General features: G+C 65.2%; 15 protein-coding genes and 1 pseudogene. 10 read left to right on the forward strand and 6 right to left on the reverse strand.

The features are described from left to right. The 4 genes and pseudogenes from AC3A6M_RS21600 to rpsL form a co-directional block, all read right to left on the reverse strand. A pseudogene (locus AC3A6M_RS21600) lies at positions 1-76 on the reverse strand (GTP-binding protein); the annotation flags it as partial. Positions 77-177: 101 nt separating this feature from the next. Next, positions 178-2,283 carry an elongation factor G gene (gene fusA / locus AC3A6M_RS21605; protein ID WP_487854777.1) on the reverse strand — a complete coding sequence of 702 codons (2,106 nt, stop codon included), beginning with the start codon at positions 2,281-2,283 and terminating at the stop codon, positions 178-180. Positions 2,284-2,400: 117 nt separating this feature from the next. Further along, a complete protein-coding gene (gene rpsG, locus AC3A6M_RS21610) occupies positions 2,401-2,871 on the reverse strand; it encodes a 30S ribosomal protein S7 (RefSeq protein WP_442124184.1) in 471 nt (156 codons plus the stop codon). Between the two features lie 127 nt (positions 2,872-2,998). Continuing rightward, a complete protein-coding gene (rpsL, locus tag AC3A6M_RS21615) occupies positions 2,999-3,382 on the reverse strand; it encodes a 30S ribosomal protein S12 (protein WP_036240557.1) in 384 nt (127 codons plus the stop codon). Positions 3,383-3,696: 314 nt separating this feature from the next. On the opposite strand from rpsL, the gene AC3A6M_RS21620 reads away from it, so the two are divergent. The 9 genes from AC3A6M_RS21620 (at position 3,697) to AC3A6M_RS21660 (ending at position 14,768) form a co-directional block, all read left to right on the forward strand. Further along, positions 3,697-5,604: a phosphoethanolamine transferase gene (locus tag AC3A6M_RS21620; protein WP_487854778.1), complete on the forward strand. Its 1,908-nt coding sequence runs from the start codon at positions 3,697-3,699 to the stop codon at positions 5,602-5,604. Positions 5,605-5,778: 174 nt separating this feature from the next. Then, positions 5,779-6,426, forward strand: coding sequence for a transposase (locus AC3A6M_RS21625; protein ID WP_487854779.1), 648 nt, complete (start codon positions 5,779-5,781; stop codon positions 6,424-6,426). A 182-nt stretch (positions 6,427-6,608) separates the two neighbouring features. Continuing rightward, a complete protein-coding gene (locus AC3A6M_RS21630) occupies positions 6,609-7,877 on the forward strand; it encodes an efflux RND transporter periplasmic adaptor subunit (RefSeq protein WP_487854780.1) in 1,269 nt (422 codons plus the stop codon). Between the two features lie 20 nt (positions 7,878-7,897). After that, positions 7,898-8,623, forward strand: coding sequence for an ABC transporter ATP-binding protein (locus AC3A6M_RS21635; RefSeq protein ID WP_487854781.1), 726 nt, complete (start codon positions 7,898-7,900; stop codon positions 8,621-8,623). Between the two features lie 16 nt (positions 8,624-8,639). Beyond that, a complete protein-coding gene (locus AC3A6M_RS21640; RefSeq protein ID WP_487854782.1) occupies positions 8,640-9,950 on the forward strand; it encodes an ABC transporter permease in 1,311 nt (436 codons plus the stop codon). A 13-nt stretch (positions 9,951-9,963) separates the two neighbouring features. Continuing rightward, entirely contained in the window at positions 9,964-11,196 is a 1,233-nt protein-coding gene (locus AC3A6M_RS21645) for an ABC transporter permease (protein WP_487854783.1), read from the forward strand. Positions 11,197-11,217: 21 nt separating this feature from the next. Continuing rightward, positions 11,218-12,552: a sigma-54-dependent transcriptional regulator gene (locus AC3A6M_RS21650; protein WP_487854784.1), complete on the forward strand. Its 1,335-nt coding sequence runs from the start codon at positions 11,218-11,220 to the stop codon at positions 12,550-12,552. A 7-nt stretch (positions 12,553-12,559) separates the two neighbouring features. After that, positions 12,560-13,915, forward strand: a complete 1,356-nt coding sequence (locus tag AC3A6M_RS21655) for a sensor histidine kinase (protein WP_487854785.1) — start codon at positions 12,560-12,562, stop codon at positions 13,913-13,915. 82 nt (positions 13,916-13,997) lie between these two features. Next, positions 13,998-14,768: a spermine/spermidine synthase domain-containing protein gene (locus AC3A6M_RS21660; RefSeq protein ID WP_487854786.1), complete on the forward strand. Its 771-nt coding sequence runs from the start codon at positions 13,998-14,000 to the stop codon at positions 14,766-14,768. Here AC3A6M_RS21660 and AC3A6M_RS21665 read toward each other — a convergent pair. Then, positions 14,728-15,750, reverse strand: a complete 1,023-nt coding sequence (locus AC3A6M_RS21665; RefSeq protein WP_487854787.1) for a M48 family metalloprotease — start codon at positions 15,748-15,750, stop codon at positions 14,728-14,730. The genes AC3A6M_RS21660 and AC3A6M_RS21665 overlap by 41 nt on opposite strands. 189 nt (positions 15,751-15,939) lie before the next feature. Here AC3A6M_RS21665 and AC3A6M_RS21670 point away from each other — a divergent pair, with 189 nt between their 5' ends. Further along, positions 15,940-18,387, forward strand: a complete 2,448-nt coding sequence (locus AC3A6M_RS21670) for a TonB-dependent receptor plug domain-containing protein (protein WP_487854788.1) — start codon at positions 15,940-15,942, stop codon at positions 18,385-18,387. On the opposite strand, the gene AC3A6M_RS21675 is transcribed toward AC3A6M_RS21670, so the two are convergent. Continuing rightward, on the reverse strand, positions 18,388-19,038 hold the full coding sequence (locus AC3A6M_RS21675) for a DUF6928 family protein (RefSeq protein WP_487854789.1): 651 nt from the start codon (positions 19,036-19,038) through the stop codon (positions 18,388-18,390). Positions 19,039-19,045: the final 7 nt, after the last annotated feature.

Genomic DNA, 19,045 nt, shown 5'->3' on the forward strand with positions numbered 1-19,045 from the left:
TTTTGCCGTGGTCAACGTGACCGATGGTGCCGACGTTCACGTGCGGCTTGGTCCGTTCGAATTTTTCCTTTGCCATTTTGATCTTCCTTTAAAAGAACAATATTTTTAATTTTTGGGGGACAGGGCATAGTTCATCGCCGTTGCCCTGTCCTCAACTGACTAGATTTTACTGACTAATTACTTCGACTTTGCAGTCACGATGGCGTCCATCACGTGCTTCGGAGCTTCAGCATAGTGCTTGAATTCCATCGTGTAGGTCGCACGGCCCTGGGTTGCCGAACGCAGCACGGTCGAGTAACCGAACATTTCCGACAGCGGGACTTCGGCCTTGATGATCTTGCCACCGCCGCCCGGGATTTCGTCCATGCCCTGCACCATACCGCGGCGGGACGACAGGTCGCCCATCACGGTACCGGCGTAGTCTTCCGGCGTTTCCACTTCGACCGACATCATCGGCTCCAGGATGACCGGGTTGGCTTTACGGCAAGCATCCTTGAATGCCATCGAACCAGCCATGCGGAACGCGTTTTCGTTCGAGTCAACGTCGTGGTACGAACCGAAGACCAGGGTCACCTTGACGTCGACGACCGGGTAGCCAGCCAGCACGCCGGTGGTCAGGGTCTCGCGAACACCCTTCTCGACTGCCGGGATGTATTCGCGCGGAACCACACCGCCCTTGATGGCGTCGATGAACTCGAAGCCCTTGCCCGGCTCTTGCGGTTCGACGTTCAGGACAGCGTGACCGTACTGGCCGCGGCCGCCCGACTGCTTGACGAACTTGCCTTCGACGTCGGTGACACCCTTGCGGATGGTTTCGCGGTACGCCACCTGCGGCTTGCCGACGGTCGCTTCGACGCCGAATTCACGCTTCATGCGGTCGACGATGATCTCCAGGTGCAGCTCGCCCATACCACCGATGATGGTCTGGCCCGACTCTTCGTCGGTACGCACGCGGAACGACGGGTCTTCCTGAGCCAGACGGTTCAGTGCCAGGCCCATCTTTTCCTGGTCGGCCTTGGTCTTCGGCTCGACGGCCTGCTGGATCACCGGCTCCGGGAACACCATCTTTTCGAGGATGATCGGTGCCGACGGGTCGCACAGGGTTTCACCGGTGGTCGCTTCCTTCAGGCCCACGGCTGCAGCGATGTCGCCTGCGCGGACTTCCTTGATCTCTTCGCGCTGGTTCGCGTGCATCTGCAGAATACGGCCGACGCGTTCCTTCTTGCCCTTGATCGGGTTGAAGACGGTATCGCCCGAGTTGATGACGCCCGAATACACGCGGAAGAAGATCAGCTGGCCGACGAACGGGTCGGTCATGATCTTGAATGCCAGCGCAGCGAACTTCTCGTCGTCCGACGCCTTGCGGGTGACCGGCTGGTCGTCTTCGTCGGTACCTGCGACCGGCGGAATGTCGACCGGCGACGGCAGGTATTCGATGACCGCGTCCAGCATGGCCTGCACGCCCTTGTTCTTGAAGGCGGTGCCGCACATCATCGGCACGATTTCGCCGTTGATGGTACGGGTGCGCAGTGCCTGCTTGATCTCGGCTTCCGACAGTTCGCCTTCTTCGAGATACTTGTTCATCAGGTCTTCGTTCGCTTCAGCAGCGGTCTCGACCAGCTTCTCGCGCCATTCGTTGGCCTGGTCGACCAGCTCGGCCGGCACGTCGCGGTAGTCGAACTTCATGCCCTGCGAGGCGTCGTCCCAGTAGATGGCTTTCATCTTGACCAGGTCGACCACGCCCTTGAAGTTGTCTTCGGCGCCGATCGGGATCTGCAGCGGGATCGGGTTGGCCTTCAGGCGGGCGCGCATCTGCTCGTACACCTTGAAGAAGTTCGCACCGGTACGGTCCATCTTGTTGACGAATGCCAGACGCGGGACTTTGTACTTGTTAGCCTGACGCCACACGGTTTCCGACTGCGGCTGCACGCCGCCGACTGCACAGTAAACCATGCAGGCGCCGTCCAGGACGCGCATCGAACGCTCCACCTCGATGGTGAAGTCGACGTGGCCCGGGGTATCGATGATGTTGAAGCGGTGCGGCTCGAAGTTGTTGGCCATACCCTTCCAGAAGCAGGTCGTCGCTGCCGAGGTAATGGTGATGCCGCGCTCCTGCTCCTGCTCCATCCAGTCCATGGTTGCTGCACCGTCGTGCACTTCACCGATCTTGTGGTTCACGCCGGTGTAGAACAGGATGCGCTCGGTGGTGGTGGTCTTACCGGCGTCAATGTGAGCGGAGATACCGATGTTACGGTAGCGCTCAATAGGGGTAGTGCGTGCCATAATTTTTCCTAAATCTTTGAATGGACAAAACCGAGCAGCATTCTGGTGATCAAAATGCGCCCGGCCTGAACAACGGATACTGCATGGCCGCACCCCTTTCGAGGTTTGGCCACTTGCTTAGAAGCGGAAGTGCGAGAACGCTTTGTTCGCTTCAGCCATGCGGTGGACTTCGTCACGACGCTTCATCGCGCCGCCACGGCCTTCCGCAGCTTCCATCAGCTCACCACCCAGACGTTGCGGCATGGATTTCTCGCTACGCTTGTTTGCGGCTTCGCGCAACCAACGCATAGACAGAGCCATACGACGAACCGGACGAACTTCCACTGGCACCTGGTAGTTGGCGCCGCCGACGCGGCGGGATTTCACCTCGACCATCGGCTTGCAGTTGTTGATCGCGGTCGAGAACACTTCCAGCGGGTCCTTGCCCGATTTGGTCTGGATGTATTCGAACGCACCGTAGATGATGTTTTCTGCGACCGACTTCTTGCCGGACAGCATCAGAACGTTGACGAACTTGGCGACATCGGTATTGCCGAATTTCGGATCCGGCAGAATCTCGCGCTTGGGTACTTCACGACGACGTGGCATTTCAATTCCTTCCTGTCTTCAGTTGAGTGCTCTTTCCGCACTCGCGAAAAGCCCTCATGACTTTTCACTTACTCGGCCTTCCGGCCGGCTCAACTCAACAAATTAATTAAGCCAAAGTGGCGAAGAATTACTTCTTGGCAGCTTTAGCGCGCTTGGCACCGTACTTCGAACGGGCCTGCTTACGGTCTTTCACGCCCTGGGTATCCAGTGCACCGCGGACCATGTGGTAACGCACACCCGGCAAGTCTTTCACACGACCGCCGCGGATCAGCACGACCGAGTGTTCCTGCAGGTTGTGGCCTTCACCGCCGATGTACGAAATGACTTCGAAACCGTTGGTCAGGCGAACTTTGGCGACCTTACGCAGTGCCGAGTTCGGCTTCTTCGGGGTCGTCGTGTAGACACGGGTGCAAACACCACGCTTTTGCGGGCAGTTTTCCAGTGCCGGCGACTTGCTCTTCACAACCGCGGCTTCACGCGGCTTGCGAATCAGTTGATTGATGGTTGGCATCGTTCTTAATCCAACAAAATTTGCTACTACGTTGATGACCCGGACTGTCCAACTGCCCGGGGACTGAAACCTAGTCCCGGATTGCTTCCTGTACAGGCGACGAAAGCCACTCACCAACGGGAGCGGCTTGAATGCGTATACGATGTGCAGAATAAATTCGAGAACTCGCGAGTATAGACCCGAAGACGTGCAAGGTCAACCTGCTTGCGGTCCCGATACCGCCAGGAGGGCGATAGATAGCGAAATAACCAGGAGAATGTCGTACTTGCGACACAAGCATTGTACGCTGGTTTCCCCGTAGCAAAGGCGAGATAATGGCGCAATTCTCTCCGATTTTTTCCCTTCCCCTGGCTTCGATGCGATTCCTGCTGCGTCCGCGTAACCTGTATGTGCTGCTGAGTTACCTCGTGCTGTCCTGCATGCCTTTCGCGCCCCGCCTGTTCGGCCACCCGGTCGCGCATCCGGGCCAGCTGCTGGGCATCGAGCTGGTGTGCTGGATCGGCGCCTGGGCTTTCTGCAAGCGCCCCGCCTGGTTCCACTGGCTGCTGCTGCCGGCCTTCCTGGCGCTGCCGGTGGAGCTCTATCTATATGCGTTCTACGGCCAGGGCATCTCGACCCACCATCTCGGCATCATCGTCGAAACCAGCCCGGCCGAGGCGCTGGAATTCCTGGGCAGCAAAGTCTGGCTGATGGGGGGCGTCTTCCTCGGCGTGCTGGCCTGGTTCGCCAGCACCTGGATCGCCGCCTGGCGCACCCGCGACCTCGACTGGAACGACGTCTCGCGCTTCGTGGTGATGGGCGTGCTGGGCCTGGGCGTGGCGGTGTTCTTCTACGGCCGCGTGTTCGGCATCGCCCCGCCGCCGCTGGCGCGCACGGCCGCCGCAGCGGCCAGTCCTGCGCCGCTGAAGACCGGCGGCCCGGCCAGCGCCCCGGCTTCTGGTAGCGAGGAAACCGCCGCCCCGCGTCCCGGCAGCGTACCGCCCCCCGGCCGCCTGCCGCCGCTCGTGTACTGGGCCAGGCTGCCGTTCGACCTCGAGGCCTTCGCCCGCTCCTGGCCCTTCGGCCTGATGGCGCGCGGGATCGACTTCTATAAAGAACGGGTCTACCTGGCCGACCTGAACCGGCGCAGCGCCGATTTCCGCTTCGGCGCCCATGCGGGTCGCCCCGCCGACGAGCCGCAGCTGGTGGTGGTGGTGATCGGCGAATCCTCGCGCTACGACCGCTGGAGCCTGAACGGCTATGCGCGCGAGACCAACCCGCTGCTGTCGAAGGAATCGAACCTGGTGACCTTGCCGGACGTGATCACCTCGGTCTCGGCGACCCGGCTGTCGGTGCCGGTGATCATTTCGCGCAAGCCCGCCACCGAGAGCCTGAAGGACGGGTTCTCGGAAAAATCCTTCCTGACCGCCTTCAAGGAAGCCGGCTTCAAGACCTTCTGGCTGTCGAACCAGATCTCGTTCGGCAAGTTCGACACCCCGGTCTCGGTGTTCGCCAAGGAAGCCGACGTGGTCGATTTCCTGAACCTGGGCGGCTTCACCGACAACTCGAACTACGACGACGTGCTGTTCGGGCCCCTGAAGCACGCGGTGCTAGACCCCGCGCCCAAAAAACTGATCGTGCTGCACACCCTCGGCAGCCACTGGAACTACAGCCACCGCTACCCGAAGCAGTTCGACCAGTGGCTGCCCTCGCTGTACGGGGTCGACAAGCCGGTCTACACCGACATCCGCATCAAGGACAAGCTGAACAACAGCTACGACAGCTCGATCCTGTACACCGACTGGTTCCTGGCCCACGTCATCGATTCCCTGAAGGAGACGCAGCAGCCGGCGTCGATGCTGTACGTGGCCGACCACGGCCAGACCCTGTACGACAACCGCTGCCGCCTGGCCTTCCATGGCCACAACACGCAGTACGAATTCCACGTCCCGGCCCTCGCCTGGTATTCGGACGCCTACCGGGAGCGCTACCCCGGCAAGGTCGCGCAACTGCTGCGCCACCGGAAGGCGAAGCTGGCGACCGAAAACATCTTCCACACCCTGCTCGACATGGCCGAGGTGCGCTACCCCGACGAACGCCTCGACTGGAGCTTCGTGAACCCCGGCTTCAAGCAGCACAAGCGCTACGTCGACAGCTACGGCTGGACCGACTACGACAACGCCACCATCCAGGGGGAATGCCACGAAGTCATCGCCAAGGGCAAGCCGCTGCCGCGTACCTGATGCGCTGCCTCAAACCGGGGTCAGACTCCGAATTTTGGCAATTGCCTGGTCAAACTTGTTCTGCCAACCCATGGCGCTGGTCCTGACCAGACAGATTGCGCACAATTGATGCCGGTCGAGCGAACGGCAGAGGCCGTCTTCTAAGGTCGCTATTTTCATCATCGCTCGACTGCCATGCCACGCCCACGCCGCGTCGTCCTGCCTTCGGTTCCGCTACATATCATCCAGCGCGGGAACAACCGCGCTCCGTGTTTCGCTTCCCGGAACGATTACCTGGTGTACCTCGACATGCTGCGCGAATGCGCATTCGACTGCGGTTGTGCGCTGCACGCCTATGTCCTGATGACCAACCATGTGCACCTGCTGCTCTCCCCCAGCGGAAGCGACGGCGCCAGCATGATGATGCAGCGTCTGGGCAGGCGCTACGTCCACTATTTCAATCGCCGCCATGGCCGGACCGGCACCTTGTGGGAGGGGCGCTTTCGCTCCAGTCTCGTGCAGGACGAACGCTATCTGATGATTTGCCATCGCTATATCGAGCTCAACCCGATACGCGCATGCATGGCGGACGCGCCGTCCGACTACCCGTGGTCAAGCCACCTGGCCAATGCCTTCGGCCAGCAGAGCAGTCTACTGACGCCACATTCCGTCTACACGCGCCTGGGCGGCGATCCCGCGACGCGCCAGAGTGCGTACCGGGAGCTGTTCAGCGAAGCGTTATCGGATGAGGCCCTGGACCAGGTCAGGCAAGCCGGCAACGGCAATCGCCCGCTGGGTGCAGAGCCCGCTGATCGCCTGCTTCAAGTTTGCCGCGAGAAATAGCCAAAATTCGGAGTCTGACCCCGGTTTGATGCAGATCCTGTCCGGAGGTGTCCGTAGCACAGCCCGAGCGGACACGGCGGACAACTCATCCAGAACACTGCTTTCCTTGCGAATCAAGGACTTACGCAACTGGCACGGATCGTGCAAATACAGCACCGTCCAAACCCAGAATGTCCACCACCATGATTCGCGATACCTCACACCAAGACGCCGTCATCGCACCGAAGGCCGGGCACGCCATCAAGCGCCGCGCCCTCTGGATCGGCGCTGCCGTCGGCGTCGCCGCGCTGTGCGCCGCCCTGTTCTCGAGCTGGCGCAGCAGCGAAGCTTCGGTCAACGCGTCGCGCCTGCGCGTGGCCGAAGTCACCCGCGGCACCCTGGTGCGCGACGCCGCCGTCAACGGCCGCGTGGTCGCCGCCGTCAGCCCGACCCTGTATGCCAAGGCCTCCTCCACCGTCAACCTGAAGGTCGCCGCCGGCGACACCGTCAAGAAGGGCCAGGTGCTGGCGGTGCTGGAATCGCCCGACCTGGCCGACGTCCTGAAGCGCGAAGTCTCCACTTATGAAGGACTGAAGGCCGAGGTGGCGCGCCAGCAGATCCTGTCGCGCAAGCAGAAGCTGCTGGCGCAGAAAGAGGCCGACACCGCCGAGATCGAGCGCCTGTCCGCCCAGCGCACCCTGGAGCGCTACGACAGCGTGGCGCAGGTCGGCGTCATCGCCAAGATCGACTACCAGAAGGCCAAGGACGCGCTGCAGTCGGCCGAGATCCGCGCGAAGCACGCCTCGCAGGCCGCCGCGCTGGAAGGCGACGACGTCCAGCTGGCCCTGAAGACCAAGGTCAACGAACTGGAACGCGCGAAGCTGTCGATGGAAGAAGCGCAGCGCCGCGTCGACGAACTGACCGTGCGCGCACCGGTGGACGGCTTCATCGGCACCCTGAACGTGCAGAACCGCATGGTGGTGGCCGCCAACGCGCCCCTGATGACCCTGGTCGACCTGTCCAAGCTCGAAGTCGAAGTCGAGGTGCCGGAGACCTACGTGGCCGACATGGGCCTGGGCATGGGCGCCGAGATCGCGCTGCCCTCGGGCACCGCGACCGGCAAGCTGTCGGCGCTGTCGCCGGAAGTGGTCAAGAACATGGTGCTGGCGCGCGTGCGCTTCGATGGCGAGCAGCCCAAGGGCCTGCGCCAGAGCCAGCGCGTGACCGCGCGCCTGCTGATCGAGGAAAAACCGAACGTGCTGATGCTGCCGCGCGGGCCTTTCGTCGAGCAGGACGGCGGCCGCTATGCCTACGTGGTCCGCGACGGCATCGCCGTGCGCACCCCGATCACGATGGGCGCGACCAGCGTTTCGTCGGTCGAGATCCTCTCCGGACTGAAGCAGGGCGACAAAGTGGTAGTGGCAGGCACCGACGCATTCAACAACGCAAACCGCGTCTCGATCAATCAATAACCAATTCAAAGGAAACGACCATGCTGCGCATGACCAATCTGAGCAAGGTGTACCGTACCCACATGATCGAGACGCACGCCCTGCGCGGTTTCGAGATCGAAGTCAAGGAAGGCGAATTCGTCACCGTGACCGGCCCGTCCGGCTCCGGCAAGACCAGCTTCCTGAACATCGCCGGCCTGCTGGAGGAATTCACCGCGGGCGAATACATCCTCGACGGCGTGAACGTGAAGGGCCTGGACGACAACCAGCGCTCGCGCCTGCGCAACGAGAAGCTCGGCTTCATCTTCCAGGGCTTCAACCTGATCCCCGACCTGAACCTGTACGACAACGTCGACGTCCCGCTGCGCTACCGCGGCTTCAACGCGTCCGAGCGCAAGAACCGCATCGAAGACGCGCTGTCGAAGGTCGGCCTGGCCTCGCGCATGAAGCACTACCCGGCCGAGCTGTCGGGCGGCCAGCAGCAGCGCGTGGCGATCGCGCGCGCGCTGGCCGGCTCGCCGAAGCTGCTGCTGGCCGACGAACCGACCGGTAACCTCGACACTGCGATGGCGCGCGGCGTGATGGAGCTGCTGGAAGAGATCAACGCCGCCGGCACCACGATCCTGATGGTGACCCACGACCCCGAGCTGGCCGTGCGCACCACCCGCAACGTGCACATCATCGACGGCCAGGTGTCCGACCTGGTGCGCAAGGGCCCGACCCTGGTCGACACCAGAAGCGCGGCAAACAGCGCCGTGAGCGCCTGAGGCACCGGGAGAAATCATGTTCGCTTACTATTTCAAACTGGGCGTGCGCAGCCTGCGCCGCAACCCGGCGCTGACGGCGCTGATGGTGCTGACCCTGGCCGTCGGCGTGGCCGCCAGCGTCTCCACGCTGACCATCCTGCACGTGATGTCGGCCGACCCGATTCCCGAAAAGAGCAGCCGCCTGTTCGTGCCGCAGTTCGACAACGGCCCGGTCGAGGGCTTCAACCCGGGCGACGACCCGGACGACATGCAGATGAGCTACCCGGACGCCGCCAACCTGCTCAAGAGCGGCCAGGGCGAGCGCCGCACCGCGATGTATGGCGTGCCGGCCGCGATCGAGCCGCCGCGCAAGGACATCCCGGCCTTCTCGGCCACCGGCCTGGCGCCGACACGCGACTTCTTTGCCATGTTCAACGTGCCCTTCCTGCATGGCCAAGCCTGGAGCGAGGCCGACGACGCACGCGGCGCCGACGTCATCGTGCTCGGCCGCGAGACCGCCGAGAAGCTGTACGGGAACGCCAACCCGGTCGGCCAGCGCCTGATGGTGATGGGCTTCCCCTTCACCATCGTCGGCGTGACCGACAACTGGGCGCCGCTGCCGCGCTTCTATAAACTCATCGGCGGCAACCGCTTCGGCACGCCCGAGGAATTCTTCCTTCCGTTCTCGACCGCGATCCGGCACGAGACCCAGCACTCCGGCAGCATGAGCTGCAACGCCAACCGCGACCCCGGCTTCGCCAGCCTGCTGACCTCGGAATGCACCTGGATCCAGTTCTGGTTCGAGACCCGTTCCGCCAGCGACCGCGCCGAGCTGCAGACCTTCATCGACAACTACGCCAGCGAACAGCGCAAGCTGGGCCGCCTGAAGCGCAACGCCCCGAACAGGCTGTACGACGTGAACGAGTGGATGGAAAAGCTCAAGGTGGTGGGCAACGACAGCAAGCTGTCGGCCTGGCTGGCGTTCGGCTTCCTGGTGCTGTGCCTGGTGAACACGGTGGGCCTGTTGCTGGCCAAGTTCTCGGTGCGCGCTTCCGAAATCGGCGTGCGCCGCGCGCTGGGCGCCTCGCGCGCCGAGATCTTCCACCAGTTCCTGATCGAGACCGGCGTGGTCGGCCTGGTCGGCGGCGTGCTGGGCCTGGTGCTGGCCTTCGGCGCGCTGGCCCTGATCGGCATGCAGAGCAAGGGCATGGCGAACATCGCCCACATGGACTGGCAGATGCTGGGCCTGACCTTCGTGATGTCGGTGTCGGCGGCGATCCTCGCCGGCCTGCTGCCGACCTGGCGCGCCTGCCAGGTGACGCCGGCCATCCAACTCAAATCGCAGTAACCGGGAGACATCCATGGAAATCCGTCCCATCCTGTCCGCGCTGATGCGCAATAAAACGGGCCCGATCCTGGTGGCCCTGCAGGTCGCGCTCAGCCTGGCCATCCTGGCCAATGCCATGCACATCGTAAACGAGCGCCGCGCCGCGATGGCGCGCCCGTCCGGCCTGTCCGACGAGCATGCGACCTTCTACATCATCGCCCGCACGCTGAACAACGACAGCGCCGAGCAGCAGCTGGCCAACATGAAGCGCGAGGCCGACATCCTGCGCGCCGTGCCGGGCGTGGCGTCGGTGGCGAACGTGTCGCAGATGCCGCTGTCGCGCAGCGGCAGCAACAACAGCGTCGCGGTGGACCGCCGCCAGACCCGCCAGAGCGCCAGCGCCTCGACCTACATCTCGGGCGACTCGGTGATCAAGACCTTCGGCCTGAAGCTGGTCGAAGGCCGCGACTTCCAGCCGCAGGAGCTGGTCGACCTCAACGAGAACGAAACCCGCAACCCGCCCGGACAGGTGATCATCACCAAGGCGCTGGCCGAAAAACTGTGGCCGGGCGCCCCGGCGGTCGGCAAGACGATGTACTTCGGCACCGGCGAAGGGGCCTCGGGCGCGCAGGTGGTCGGCGTGGTCGAACGCCTGCAGGCCGCCCACGTCAACCTGGAAGAACGCTCGGAATATTCGGCCCTGATCCCGGCGCGCCTGTACGGCAATCCCGGCGCGCTGTATGCGATCCGCGCCGAACCGGGCCAGCGCGACCGCGTGATGAAAGAGGCCGAAGCGGCGCTGCGCAAGTCGTCGGCGTCGCCGATGATCCTGCGCCTGAAGACCTTCGACCAGGACCGCAAGGAGCTGTACCGCGCCGACGCCGCCCTGTCGTGGATGCTGGTCACCGTCAGCGTGCTGCTGCTCCTGATTACCTGCTCCGGCATCGTCGGCATGGCCAGCCTGTGGGTCACCCAGCGCCGCAAGCAGATCGGCGTGCGCCGCGCGCTGGGGGCGCGCAAGCTGGACATCCTGCGCTACTTCATCACCGAGAACTTCATGATCACCAGCGCCGGCGTGTTCGGCGGCGTGGCCATGGGCCTGGCCGTGAACCACCTGCTGGTCGCCAAGCTGGAGATGGCGCGCCTGCCGGTCGGCTACCTGGTCGGCGGCGCGGTGGTGTTCTGGGCGCTCGGCATCCTGGCGGCGTACGGACCGGCCTGGCGCGCGGCCAGCATTTCGCCGGCCACGGCGACCCGCAGCGTGTAATGCTGTTGTATGCTAGCGCCCATGCCTACTGTACTGATCATTGACGACAACGCCGCCGTCGGCGTCGCCCTGGACGTGCTGTTTTCGCTGCACGACATCGCGGCGCTGCACGCGGCCTCGCCCGAGGAAGGCCTCGGCCTGCTGGCGCGCCAGCCGGTCGACCTGGTGATCCAGGACATGAACTTCACGGCCGACACCACCTCGGGCGAAGAAGGCGTGGCGCTGTTCCGCGAAATCCGCAAGCGCCACCCGGACCTGCCGGTGATCCTGCTGACGGCATGGACCCACCTGGACGCCGCGGTCGACCTGATCAAGGCCGGCGCGGCGGATTATTTGTCGAAGCCGTGGAACGACGACCGCCTGCTGGCGACGGTGACCAACCTGATCGAACTGGGCCAGGCCAACCGGGCCCTGAACCAGCGCCTGCAGCGCGAACGGCGCGCACGCCGCGAGCTGGAACAGAACTACGACCTGCGCGGCCTGGTATGGGCCGACCCGGCCACCGAACGCGTGCTGAACCTGGCCTGCCAGGTGGCGCGCGCCGACGTGCCGGTCCTGATCACGGGGCCGAACGGCACCGGCAAGGAACGCATCGCCGAAATCATCCAGGCCAATTCGCAGGTAGCCAACGGCCCCTTCGTCGTGCTCAACTGCGGCGCCCTGCCCTCCGAACTGATCGAGGCCGAGCTGTTCGGCGCCGACGCCGGCGCCTACACGGGCGCCTCGAAGGCGCGCGAGGGCAAGTTCGAAGCGGCCGACGGCGGCACCTTGTTCCTCGACGAGATCGGCAACCTGCCGCTGGCCGGGCAGATGAAGCTGCTGCGCGTGCTCGAGACCGGGCGCTTCGAGCGTCTCGGCTCGAACCGCGAGCGCCAGGTGAAGGTGCGCGTGGTCAGCGCCACGAATGCGGACCTGGGAGCCATGATCCGCGCCGGCACCTTCCGCGAAGACCTGTTCTATCGCCTGAACGTGATCGAGCTGAAACTGCCGCCGCTGGCGTCGCGGCCCGGCGACATCTTGCCGCTGGCGCAGTCCTTCCTCCCGCCCGGCAAGACCCTGCACCCGAGCGCGGAAGCGGCCCTGATGGCGCATGCCTGGCCGGGCAATGTGCGCGAGCTGAAGAACGTGATGGCGCGCGCCAGCCTGCTGGCCAACGGCGACGTCATCAAACCGGCCGAACTCGGCCTGCCGGCGCCCGCCGGCAGCGCGCAGGACGCCGAGCCGGACCGCGAAGCCATCGTGCAGGCGCTGGCGCGCGCGGGCGGCGTCATCGCCCAGGCCGCGGCCGACCTCGGCCTGTCGCGCCAGGCCCTGTACCGCCGCATGGAGCGCCTCGGCATCGCGCGCGCTGCATGAGCTTCCCATGAGTGAAGGGAAGCGCTTCCGGCTCTCGCTCGTCACGCGCTGGTCGGCCCTGGTCGGCACGCTGCTGGCGGTCGGGATCCTGATCGCGCTGGCCCTCGACCACCTGCTGCCCGGCCAGCCGCTGGCCGTGCTCGGGATCTGCCTGCTGTGCGTGGTGCCGATCGCGCTGATTACGATCCGCTCGCAGATCCAGCCGATCCTGTCGCTGTTCCGCGCCCTGGAGGGCACGGTGGCGAGCTACCGCGACGGCGACTTTTCCTTCAGCCTGCACTGGGGCCAGAACGACGAACTGTCCGACCTGATCGAGGCCCACAACGCCCTCGGCCAGGTGCTGCGCGAACAGCGCCTCGACCTCGTGCAGCGCGAGCTGCTGCTCGACACCATGGTGCAGAACACGCCGGTGGCCATGCTATTGGTGGCCGACCTGGCCAATCGGAGCGAGCAAGGCGCGCGCACCATCGTCTACGCCAACCTGGCCGCGCGCCAGCTGCTGTCGAGCGGCCGCAAGCTGGAAGGACATGCATTGAACGAGGTGCTGGAGCAGGCGGCGCCGGCGCTCATCGAAGCCCTGGGCCGCGGCGGCGACGGCCTGTTCACCGCCGGCGAAGGCGAGGACGAAGAGGTCTACCATCTGGCGCGGCGCAACTTCAGCCTGAACGGCCGCCGCCACGAACTGCTGCTGCTGCGCCAGCTGACCACCGAGCTGCGGCGCCAGGAAGTGCAGACCTGGAAGAAGGTCATCCGCGTCATCAGCCATGAACTGAACAATTCACTGGCCCCGCTGGCCTCGCTCGCGCACTCGGGCGCGGAGCTGGTGCGGCGCGGCCAGACCGAGCGCCTGCCGCAGATCCTCGAAACGATCGGCGAACGCACGCGCCACCTCGAGAGCTTCATCCTCGGCTACGCCCGCTTCGCCAAGCTGCCGACCCCGCGCATCGACGCCGTGCCGTGGGACGCCCTGGTGTCCCGCCTGGCGGGCCAGGTGGCGTTCCGCCTGGTCGGCGAGCTGCCGCCCGAGCCGGCCCAGATCGACACCGCCCAGATGGAGCAAGCCCTGCTCAACCTGCTCAAGAACGCGCACGAATCGGGCTCCTGGCCGGACCACGTGGAACTGCAGATCCGCCGCGTGCAGGAAGTCGTCCGCATCGACGTGCTGGACCGCGGCAGCGGCATGAACGACGCCGTGCTGACCAACGCCCTGGTGCCCTTCTACTCCACCAAGCGCAGCGGCACCGGCCTGGGTCTGGCGCTGGCGCGCGAGATCGCCGAAGCGCACGGCGGGCGCATCACGCTGGCCAATCGCGAGGGCGGCGGACTGGCGGTGACCATGATCCTGCCGGTGGGGCCGCAGTAGAGGGGTCAGAGTCCGGTGTTGCTTTTTAAGGGACTCTGACCCCGGTGTTCAGCCAGCGGCTTTGCTTTGATAAGATATCGCCATGCACGCATCAACCGACTCCCGCTTCAGCCAGCCCGGCCATCCCCCCGCCACCATCACCGAATTCGAGGGCGTGCGTTCGCTCCACCTCGGCACCTCCTGGGTGCAGGGCGCGATGCGCCTGGCGCGCCCGGATGCGATCGAGCTCGAATACGTGCAGATGATGATGATGTGGATGCTGTTCGTGCCGCGTCCGCGCCGCATCGTGCAGCTGGGCCTGGGCAGCGCCGCGCTCACCAAGTTCTGTTACCAGAAATTCCCGGACGCGCGGGTGACGGCGGCCGAGCTGAATCCGAACGTGATCGCGATCTGCCACGCGTATTTCGGCCTGCCGCCGAACGATGCGCGCCTGGACGTGCGCGAGATGGATGCGCTCGACTTCGTGATGGACCCGGCCAACCACGGCACGGTGGACGTGTTGCAGGTCGACCTGTACGACGAGGAAGCGCGCGGCCCGGTGCTCGACACGCCCGAGTTCTACCGGGCCTGCGCCGACTGCCTGGTCGACGGCGGCGTCATGACCGCCAACGTGTTCGGCGACTTCATCAACTACGACAAGAACCTGGAGGCGATGGAGCTGGCCTTCGACGCGGTGGTCTGGCTGCCCGAAGTCCACGACGCCAACATCGTCGTCGTCGCCTTCAAGCAGTCGCCCCAGCTCGATTTTTCGGACCTGTACGAGCGCGCCGCCGAGATCAGGCGGCGCTACAACCTGCCGGCCAAGAACTGGGTCAATGGCCTGAAGGAGTGGATGCGCGATCACCTGGGCTGACGGCGGCCGCTTCGGGTTCGCGCGCCGCGTCGTTGACGCTCCGTTCGAGGCTGCCCATCATCGACTGCAGCGCGGCCATCTCCTGCGCCCGCTGCTGATATTGCTTGTAAGCCGGGATCGCCACCGCCGCCATCAAGGCGATCACGAAGATCGGGACGATCGCCGCAGCGCCGCCCACGCCGGTCCGCGGTACGAATAGCGCCAGCACGGCCGCCAGCTTGCTGCGTGGGGGCTGGCGCAGCTCATGCCCGGCGGCCAGCGCACGCACCGCCGCCATGCGCTTGACCAGCCAGGGATAATCGCCGACCAGCTCGTGGAACGACATCCAGAATCCCTCGGTGTGGCGCGCCTGGTCGACGTAAGCCTGGTGGTTCATCATCCGTGCGCGCTTGCCGCCGGCAGCCAGCACGGCCAGGCCATGCTCGGCGTTCTGCGGATTGTCGCAGGCCGCCAGGCCATGCCGGTCGCAGGTGTATTCGCGGGCACGCGAGTAGGCCGGGCCGATCAGCGGCAGCGCCGATGCCGGCATCAGGATCGTCGACCAGCTCAGGTGCCTGCGCTTGATGTGGCCGATCTCATGGCCGATATAGAAATTCAGCGCATCCGGATTGTCCGCCAGTCCATCCACCACGTCCGAATACAGCACGAGGAAGTGACGCCCGAGGAAGCGGGTGGCGAAGGCGTTCAGCATGCCGCCCATCTGCATCAGGTAGGCCTGCGGTTCTTCGTCGAGGCCCAGCTTGCGGCAGCAGGCCGAGATCTGCCGTTTCAGGTCGGGGAACTGTTCGTCGGTGATGCGTACGCCATTGCCCTTGATGTAGGAAATCAGGGCGGACTGCGCGACACAATAGAAAAGGAAACCGAACAGCAGGTAGACCAGGACTAGCCCGAAGGTGATGAGCAGGAGCCCGGCCCAGACCAGCACGGACCACGCCAGCATCCACCGGAACAGCCGCTCTTCGTTGCGATAAACCAGTTGCATGATCTTCCGCCCTTCTTGTTGTCATGAAAGACGCACATTCAAGGTGACTTTTCGCCCCGGCGACATGATGTTTGTTGTGCTATTCGCACAGTTCTGCCACAGGACAGACATGTAGTTGCGCCTAATCAACTAGCCTTCGCATTCCTCCAAGCAAGATGGGCCGGTCAATCGGGCTCATCAGAGGGGAACATGACCAAGCACCGCCATCGCAGCCTGCTCGCTTCCGCCATCCTGGCCGCCTTCGCTCCCGCACAGGCCCAGCAATCCCCGACCGAAGATGCCACGGCCACCGTCGTCGTGATCGGTTCGCGCACCGCGGCCAGGAGCGCGCTCGACACCGTGGTCCCGGTCGGCCTGATCGACCAGAAGGCACTGCAGTCGGCCGGCACCCCGGAGCTGGGCAAGGTGCTGCAGGAACTCGACCCGTCGTTCAACTTCACCACCACCTTCATCAGCGACGGCACCGACATCATCCGCCCGGCCACCTTGCGCGGCCTGGGACCGGACCAGCTGCTGGTGCTGGTCAACGGCAAGCGGCGCCACCAGCAGGCCCTGGTCAACGTCCAGCAGACCATCGGGCGCGGCTCGGCCGGCACCGACATCAACGCGATCCCGTTGTCGGCGATCCAGCGCATCGAGGTGCTGCGCGACGGCGCCGCCGCCCAGTACGGGTCGGATGCGATCGCCGGCGTCATCAACATCGTGCTGAAACAAGGCGTCGGCAACGGCCAGGCGAGCGTCGCCGGCGGTTCCACCACCAAGGGCGACGGCGATATCATCAGCGCCAGCGCCACCCGCGGCTTCGCGCTGGGCGCCTCCGGCGGCTACCTGGACCTGTCGGTCGAAGGCCGGCGGCGCGGCGAGACCAATCGCGCCGGCCCGGACAGCCTGCGCGTAAACCCGCCGCGCGTGACCCAGCGCATCGGCGATTCGCTGGCCAAGGATGCCTACCTGTGGACCAACGCCATGCTGCCGGTGGGGGCGGACGGCGAACTGTATGCCTTCGGCGGGGCCTCGCGCCGCCTAGGGGATGCCGCCGGCTTCTTCCGGCCGAAGGAGGATGGGCGCAACGTCCCTGCAGTCTATCCGGACGGCTTCCTGCCGAACATCCTGACCACGGTGCGCGACGCCTCGCTGGCGGTCGGCTACCGGCAAGGCCTGGGCGCGGCCTGGAACCTGGACGCCAGCGTCAACCACGGCCGCAGCGAACTCGCCTTCCACGAGCGGAACTCGATCAACGTCAGCTACTGGTACGAGCCGAAGTGCAGCTGCTCCGACTGGAACGAATCGCCGCGCGAGGCCGACACCGGCAGGCTGCGCTTCATCCAGACCACGGTCAACCTCGACCTGCGCGGGCCGCTGGCGCTGCCGGGTGCCGAGCTGCAGCTGGCGGCCGGCCTGGAATGGCGGCGCGACGGCTACCAGATCGTGGCCGGCGATCCGGTCTCCTACCAGTACGGCCGCACCAACAACCCGGCGATCCGCATCCGCGACCAGAACGGCCGGATCGCCGCGGCCGGCATCCAGGGCTTCCCCGGCTACACCCCGGCGACCGAGGTCGACGAGGCGCGCCACAACAGCGCCATCTACCTCGATGCCGAGCACAGGTTCGCGCTGCCGCTCACGCTGGCGGCCGCGGTGCGGCACGAGCGCTATTCGGATTTCGGCGGCACCACCACCGGCAAGCTGGCGCTGCGCTACGATCCGAGCCGCGAACTCGGCCTGCGCGCCAGCGTCTCGACGGGCTTTCGCGCCCCCAGCGTGCAGCAGAAATTCTACAGCTCGGTCTCGACCAACCTGAACGCCGCCGGCGTGCTGACCGAAACCCTCACCGCGCGCGAAGGCAGCGCCGTCACCAAAGCGCTCGGCATCGCGCCGCTGAAGGAAGAGACGTCGCGCAGCGCCAGCCTGGGCCTGGTGCTGCGCCCCGCGCCGGGCTTCTCGTTCACCGCCGACGCCTGGCGCACCCGTATCGCCGACCGCATCGTCTTCTCCAGCACCATCGCGCCCGAGAGCGGTCCCTGCGCCACCACGGCGGCCTGTCCGATCAAGGCGGTGCTGGAGCCGCTGCGCGTGGGCCAGGCGCAGTTCTTCACGAATGCGATCGGCACCACCACGCACGGTCTCGACCTGATCGCCGAGCGTACCTTCCGCAACACGGCAGGCATCCTGGTGCTGTCCGGCCAGCTCGGCTTCAATTCGACGTCCGTCGATTCGCGCAGGTCGTCGTCGCCGGTGCTGAGCGGCGCCCAGCTGTTCGACGACGCCCAGGTCACGCTGATCGAACGCGGCCAGCCGCGCCGGCACCACGTGGTGGCGGCCGACTTCACGACCGGCCCATGGAACCTGAACGCGCGCGCCAACTATTATGGAGAAGTGGCCGGCCAGGGCTTTACCGCACCGACTATCCAGACCTGGGATGCGAAATGGCTGCTCGACCTGACCGGGCGCTACGCCTTCGGCAAGTCCCTCAGCCTGGGCGTGGGCGTGAACAATGTGTTCGACACCTATCCGAGCCGCTGGGACCCGGTCAAGGCCGCGCCCTTCCCGCAGATGGGCTTCACCTACTGCTGGGAGACCTGCCCGTTCGGGATCAACGGGCGCTCGCTGTACGCGAAGGCCGACTACAGCTTCTGATCACCAGAACTTCCACCAGGGCCTGGCGGCGGCGACGCGGGCAAAGCGCATCATCGGGATGGTGTGCGGCTCGACCTCGTCGGCGCCGATGATGCCTTCGAGCTGGTAGCCGAACAGGTCGAGCAGCGCCGCTTCCGCCAGTTCCAGCGGATGGAAGGGCGCGCCGCCGGCATAGCCTGGATCGGGCGCCTCGCCTTCCTGGAGGCGCTCGCCGGCCCAGAAGGGTTCCTCGAAAGGCCGGCGGGCGCCGATGTCTTCGGTGATGCCGTTTGCATCGATCGACAATGAGCGGCGCAGCGCTCCCTTCTCCCAGATGCCATAGGCGAAGGAATCCATCGTGCTGAACATGATGTGCTGGATCATGGTCCGGCCCTTGGCGAAATCGACAAAGCGCCGCTGCAGCTGGCTCGCTTCCGTGACCACGCTATCGTCCGCCAGGATGGTCAAGCCCGGATAACAGCCGATGTGCAGGTTGTCGCCGCGCGGATAGGTATCGGAAAGATCGCCATCCGGCAGCGGCGTGAAGCGCTCGCCGGGGAACAGCGTGCGCAAGGTCGCCAGGCAGGCCTCGCGGTCCAGCGGCGGCTGCGATTTGAGGATGGCTACCGGATCGCCCTCGGCGATGGCCAGCATCGCGGTTTTTGCTCCCATGATTTAT

This window comes from Telluria sp. Soil_C_11, assembly GCF_057657395.1.

Excerpts from the sequence above, each read along its gene's own strand:
- fusA (WP_487854777.1), bottom strand. The coding sequence starts at position 2,283 with ATGGCACGCACTACCCCTATTGAGCGCTACCGTAACATCGGTATCTCC.
- AC3A6M_RS21665 (WP_487854787.1), bottom strand. The coding sequence starts at position 15,750 with ATGCAACTGGTTTATCGCAACGAAGAGCGGCTGTTCCGGTGGATGCTG.
- AC3A6M_RS21620 (WP_487854778.1), top strand. The coding sequence starts at position 3,697 with ATGGCGCAATTCTCTCCGATTTTTTCCCTTCCCCTGGCTTCGATGCGA.
- AC3A6M_RS21655 (WP_487854785.1), top strand. The coding sequence starts at position 12,560 with ATGAGTGAAGGGAAGCGCTTCCGGCTCTCGCTCGTCACGCGCTGGTCG.
- AC3A6M_RS21635 (WP_487854781.1), top strand. The coding sequence starts at position 7,898 with ATGCTGCGCATGACCAATCTGAGCAAGGTGTACCGTACCCACATGATC.
- rpsG (WP_442124184.1), bottom strand. The coding sequence starts at position 2,871 with ATGCCACGTCGTCGTGAAGTACCCAAGCGCGAGATTCTGCCGGATCCG.
- AC3A6M_RS21645 (WP_487854783.1), top strand. The coding sequence starts at position 9,964 with ATGGAAATCCGTCCCATCCTGTCCGCGCTGATGCGCAATAAAACGGGC.
- AC3A6M_RS21650 (WP_487854784.1), top strand. The coding sequence starts at position 11,218 with ATGCCTACTGTACTGATCATTGACGACAACGCCGCCGTCGGCGTCGCC.
- AC3A6M_RS21625 (WP_487854779.1), top strand. The coding sequence starts at position 5,779 with ATGCCACGCCCACGCCGCGTCGTCCTGCCTTCGGTTCCGCTACATATC.
- AC3A6M_RS21630 (WP_487854780.1), top strand. The coding sequence starts at position 6,609 with ATGATTCGCGATACCTCACACCAAGACGCCGTCATCGCACCGAAGGCC.
- AC3A6M_RS21660 (WP_487854786.1), top strand. The coding sequence starts at position 13,998 with ATGCACGCATCAACCGACTCCCGCTTCAGCCAGCCCGGCCATCCCCCC.
- AC3A6M_RS21670 (WP_487854788.1), top strand. The coding sequence starts at position 15,940 with ATGACCAAGCACCGCCATCGCAGCCTGCTCGCTTCCGCCATCCTGGCC.
- AC3A6M_RS21640 (WP_487854782.1), top strand. The coding sequence starts at position 8,640 with ATGTTCGCTTACTATTTCAAACTGGGCGTGCGCAGCCTGCGCCGCAAC.
- rpsL (WP_036240557.1), bottom strand. The coding sequence starts at position 3,382 with ATGCCAACCATCAATCAACTGATTCGCAAGCCGCGTGAAGCCGCGGTT.
- AC3A6M_RS21675 (WP_487854789.1), bottom strand. The coding sequence starts at position 19,038 with ATGGGAGCAAAAACCGCGATGCTGGCCATCGCCGAGGGCGATCCGGTA.